The sequence below is a fragment of the Streptomyces marokkonensis genome (assembly GCF_039539045.1).
Classification (GTDB): Bacteria; Actinomycetota; Actinomycetes; order Streptomycetales; family Streptomycetaceae; genus Streptomyces; species Streptomyces marokkonensis.
The window spans coordinates 1-4,730 of the sequence record NZ_BAABCQ010000300.1 but is presented as its reverse complement, the minus strand read 5'-3'; the positions used below and the strand labels follow the sequence as shown (position 1 = coordinate 4,730).

4 protein-coding genes are annotated in these 4,730 nt (G+C 69.4%); 1 reads left to right on the top strand and 3 read right to left on the bottom strand.

All coding sequences use genetic code 11. The features are described 5' to 3' along the window. Window positions 1-227 precede the first annotated feature (227 nt). Complete coding sequence (locus ABEA26_RS35100; RefSeq protein ID WP_345598019.1) at window positions 228-1,280, bottom strand: BMP family lipoprotein; 1,053 nt, start codon at window positions 1,278-1,280, stop codon at window positions 228-230. A 354-nt stretch (window positions 1,281-1,634) separates the two neighbouring features. Further along, a complete protein-coding gene (gene tnpA / locus ABEA26_RS35095) occupies window positions 1,635-2,063 on the bottom strand; it encodes an IS200/IS605 family transposase (protein ID WP_345598017.1) in 429 nt (142 codons plus the stop codon). 23 nt (window positions 2,064-2,086) lie between these two features. Between tnpA and ABEA26_RS35090 the strand changes: the two genes are divergently transcribed. Further along, window positions 2,087-3,367, top strand: coding sequence for an RNA-guided endonuclease InsQ/TnpB family protein (locus tag ABEA26_RS35090; RefSeq protein WP_345598015.1), 1,281 nt, complete (start codon window positions 2,087-2,089; stop codon window positions 3,365-3,367). Between the two features lie 34 nt (window positions 3,368-3,401). Here ABEA26_RS35090 and ABEA26_RS35085 read toward each other — a convergent pair whose 3' ends face one another. After that, the gene (locus tag ABEA26_RS35085) at window positions 3,402-4,640 is read right to left on the bottom strand and encodes a M20 family metallopeptidase (protein WP_345598013.1); all 1,239 of its coding nucleotides are present in this window, start codon (window positions 4,638-4,640) and stop codon (window positions 3,402-3,404) included. Window positions 4,641-4,730: the final 90 nt, after the last annotated feature.

The following is a 4,730-nucleotide window of genomic DNA, read 5'->3' as shown; positions in this document are numbered from 1 at the left end:
CGCAGATTAACGCGCGTAGACCTGCCTGAAAACCCCTTCTGTCCTTCTTGTTATCCGCCCGTGAGCAAGGCGCGGCGAACGGGGGCGCGGGGCTTGCCGGACGCGAACGGAGGGTGGCGGAGGGTGACGCCCGGGCCGCCCGGGCCGCCCGGGCGCGGCATGCCGAAGCGGGCGGGCGCTTCCGGGCGCCCGCCCGCTTCATCCGGTTCTGTGCGAGGCCGGTGGTGCTACTCCGTCTTCACCTTGATGGCGCCGGAGATGATGCCCTCCTTGGCCTTGGCCACGGCGTCCGTCAGACCCGGGACCTCGGCGTACTTCGGGTTGGCGTCGGACAGGCCCACACCGTCGGACTTGAGGTCGAAGGTGTGGGTGCCGGTCAGCGGCTTGCCGTCCTCGACCGACTTGGCCAGGGCGAACACCGCGCCGTCGATGTCCTTGAGGGCGGAGGTCAGGATGTGGTCCTTGTACGCCGCGAGCGCTTCCTGCTTGTACTGGTCGGAGTCGACGCCGATCGCCCAGACCTTCGCCTTCGCGGCGGCCTCGATCACGCCCTGACCGGACAGACCGGCCGCCTGGTAGACGACGTCGGCCTTCTTCTCGATCTGGCCCTCGGCGGCGGCGCGGCCCTTGTCCGGGCTGGAGAAGCCGCCGTCCTCCGCGGTCTGCGTCAGGTACTGCGAGACCACCTCGACCTTCGGGTCGGTATCCTTGACGCCCTGCTCGTAGCCGGCCTCGAACTTGTGGATCAGCGGGATGTCCACGCCCCCCACGAAGCCGACCGTCTTGGTCTTGGTGGCCTTGGCGGCGGCGACACCGGCGAGGTAGGAGGCCTCGTTCTCGGCGAAGACCAGGGAGGCCACGTTCTTGGCGTCGACCACGGAGTCCACGATGCCGAAGGTGGTGTCCGGGTACTTCTCGGCGACGGCCTTCATCGCCGGGGCGTAGGCGAACCCGACGCCGATGACCGGGTTGTAGCCCTGCTTCGCCAGCGAGGACAGCCGCTGCTCCTTGTCGGCGTCGGTCTCGCCCTCGGTGGGTTCGATGTCGGCGGTCTTGTAGCCGTACTCCTTCTTCGCCTGCTCCAGGCCCGCGTACGCGGCGTCGTTGAAGGACTGGTCGCCCTTGCCGCCGATGTCGTAGGCGATGGCGAGGCCCTTGTCGTCCTTGGTGCCCTCGTCGCCGCTGTCGCTCTCGCTGCTGGTGCCGCCGCAGGCCGTGGCGGCGAGCGCGAGCGACGCGACCCCCACCGCGGCGCGGGTCAGTCTCGATATCCGACGCATCTGAAGCTCCCCATTCTCCAAAGCCCCGCAGCGGGCGCTCGGTTCGGCGCAGATTAACGCGCGTAGAAACTCCTGGGAACGGGGTTCCGCGGGGCCGTTACCCATTCGTGCCGCTGGTTGGCGCAGCGGGTGTTCGGGGCGTGCCGGGGGCCCGTGTGCTTGTGCGTCAGAGTGCCGCCGGCCCGCCGGGGCCGCGACCTCGGCGGTTGGGCGGACCGGTCTCTCACCGCGTGGCTGCCGCGGCGCGTCTACCTCTGATCTTGCGCAGTGCTCCGTCCTTCAGGGCGGAGGTGAGGCGCATCCTTGGTGCGGAGGCGCGAAGCGCTGGAGTTCTCTGCGCCTTTGTGGTGACGGTCAGCTGGGTCGCTGCTGGCTCTCGATGTACTGGCGGACGACGGTGAGCGGTGCTCCGCCGCATGATCCGGCGAAGTAGGAGCCGGACCAGAAGTGTCCGCCCCACAGGTACCGGCGGACGTGGCCGTCGTATTCCTGGCGGAGTCTGCGGGAGCTGACGCCCTTGAGGGAGTTGACCAGCTTGGAGAGCTGCACCTTGGGCGGGTAATGCACGAGCAGGTGGACGTGGTCCTGTTCGCCGTTGAACTGTTTCAGCTCGGCCTCGAAGTCGGCGCAGACCTCCCGCATGATCTCTTCGGTGCGGGTCAGCATGGCGTCGGTGAACGCCTTCCGCCGGTACTTGGTGACAAAGACCAAGTGAACGTGCAAGTGGTAGACAACATGGCGACCGGTTCTGACATCCGGATTTGGTTCCCAGCGTGGTGACATAAACCAATGCTAATCTCACGCTCGTGAAACAAGACACCTTGGTCACACGACAGTTCGGGCACCGTGCCCGGCTCGCACTGTCGCCTGCCGAGGTACTGAAGACGGACGACCAGGCGCACGCCGCCCGCACGATGTGGAACCTGCTGCACGCGTGGTGGCAGATGATGCCGAAAGAGAAGCGGACACTCGCGAACGCGGACGCCGCGATCCGACAGGCCCGCAAGGACATCGACTTCCTCGCCGCCCTCCCCGCCCAGGCCGCGCAAGCGGTACTCAAGACGTACTTCCGGGCGTGGAAGAACTGCTGGGACGGGCGGGCGAACGCCCCGGACTTCAAGAGCCGCCTCCGTTCGGTGATGTCCGTGGACGTTCCGCAGGGCCGGGACCTGAACATCAGCCGTGTGCACCGACGCTGGGGCATGGCCAACATCCCCAAGATCGGCCGGGTCCGCTTCCGCTGGACCAAGCACCTCCCGGTCGGCAAACACGCCGGCGACGGCAACCGGATCACCGGAGCCCGGCTGGTCAAAGACGCCCTCGGATGGCACCTCGCCTTCCGAGTCCAGACCCTCGGAACCAGACCCGAACCCCACACCGGCCCCGAAGTCGGCATCGACGTCGGGATCAACGTGCCCCTCGCCCTCTCCGACGGCAAAACCTATGAGCACGACGAGTGGCTGACCGCCAAGGAGAAGACACGGCTCCTGCACCTGGAGCAGCGCGCCGCCCAGCGTAAACGACACCGCAGACCCGGCGAGCGCACCAGCCGCCGGCTGCGCCGCACCTACGACCGGATCGCAGAGCTCCGCGCGAAAGCCAAGCGCCGAGCCCTGGACTGGCAGCACAAGACGACCACCACCATCGCCCGCGCCTACAGCACGATCGTGGTCGAAGCACTCACCATCACGAACATGGTCAAATCCGCCAGGGGAACCACCGAGACACCAGGGAAGAACGTCGCCCAGAAGTCCGGGCTGAACCGCTCCATCAACCAGGAGGCATGGGGCCGCACGGTCACCCTGCTGACGTACAAGACCGCCCAGCACGGCGGCACCCTGCACAAGGTCCCCGCCCCCGGCACCTCCCAGCGGTGCTCGGCGTGCGGTCTCACCACGCCCGGCAGCCGGGAGTCCCAGGCCGTCTTCGTGTGCAAGAGCCCGGACTGCGGCTGGTCGGGCAACGCCGACCACAACGCGGCCCGCAACGTCCTGCACCTGTACCGGATGGGCCTCGCGCTCATCCCGGCTGCCGGAAGGGCAGTCGTCAGGCGCGCAAAGCGCGTCAAGCCCGCTACCGCAAGGTAAGCAGGAATCTCCCGGCTTCAGCCGGGAGAGCACTTCAATGCACCGCCTCGATCAGCGCCGCCGCGGTGAACATCTCCACGCCGACCGTGATGGCGCGCTCGTCCACGTCGAAGTCGCCCTGGTGCAGGTCGCGGACCGTGCGCTCGCCGGGCGGGCGGACGCCGAGGCGGGCCATGGCGCCGGGCACGTGCTCCAGGTACCAGGAGAAGTCCTCGCCGCCGAGGCTCTGCTCGGTGCTCTCCACGGACTCGGTGCCGCGCCGGGCGACCATGGCGGCCTGGAGCAGTTCGGTGCTGGTGACCTCGTTGACGACGGGGGGCACCCCGCGGACGTAGGTGATCTCGGACTTGGCCCGGTACAGGTTGGCGATCTCGTCGATGGCGCCGACCACGAGGTCGGGCGCCTGCCGCCAGGCGTCGAGGTCGAGGCAGCGCACGGTGCCCGCGAGTTCGGCGTGCTGCGGGATGACGTTCGGGGCGTGTCCGGACTCGACGCGCCCCCAGGTCAGGGCGAGACCGCTGCGGCTGTCCACGCGGCGGGCGACGAGCGAGGGCACGTCGGTGACCACGCGGGCGGCGGCGGTGACCAGGTCGGTGGTGAGGTGCGGGCGGGCGGTGTGACCGCCGGGGCCGTTGAGGGCGACCTCCAGCCGGTCGCAGGCGGAGGTGATGGGGCCCACCCGCAGGCCGATCCGCCCGGCGTCCACCCGGGGGTCGCAGTGCACGGCCAGGATGCGGCGCACCCCGTCGAGCGCGCCGCCCTCGATGGCGTCGGCCGCGCCGCCGGGCAGCACCTCCTCCGCCGGCTGGAAGACCAGCCGCACGGGCCGGGGCAGCAGTCCCTGCTCGTGCAGGGCGGCGAGCACCAGCCCGGTGCCGAGGACGACGGTGGTGTGCACGTCGTGTCCGCAGGCGTGGGCGCGGTCCGGTACGCGCGAGCGGTACGGGCACTCGCTCTTGGTGTCCGGGATGGGCAGGGCGTCGATGTCGGCCCGCAGGGCGAGCATGCGGGGGCCGCCGGCCCACTGTCCGGACTCGGTGCCGGTGCCGATGTCGCAGACGAGCCCGGTTCCGACGGGGAGCACCTGCGGCTTGAGGCCGGCCCGCTCGAGCCGCTCCTTGATCGCGGCGGTGGTGCGGAACTCCTGGTTGCCCAGTTCGGGATGCATGTGCAGGTCGCGGCGGAAGGCGACGAGCTCCGCGCGCAGCGCCTCGGGCAGGGCGCCGGGCAGCGCGGTCTCACCGGAAGTGTCGGCCTCGGACTCTGGGGACATCAACGCTTTCACCCTTTGCAGAGTAGGGCGCCCGAGCGACCGGTGGACCCACGATCAACAAAATTCAGCCCGTTAGGGGGAGAAAACTGG

Coding starts and splice junctions, on each gene's coding strand:
- ABEA26_RS35100 (WP_345598019.1), bottom strand. CDS start 1,280: ATGCGTCGGATATCGAGACTGACCCGCGCCGCGGTGGGGGTCGCGTCG.
- tnpA (WP_345598017.1), bottom strand. CDS start 2,063: ATGTCACCACGCTGGGAACCAAATCCGGATGTCAGAACCGGTCGCCAT.
- ABEA26_RS35085 (WP_345598013.1), bottom strand. CDS start 4,640: ATGTCCCCAGAGTCCGAGGCCGACACTTCCGGTGAGACCGCGCTGCCC.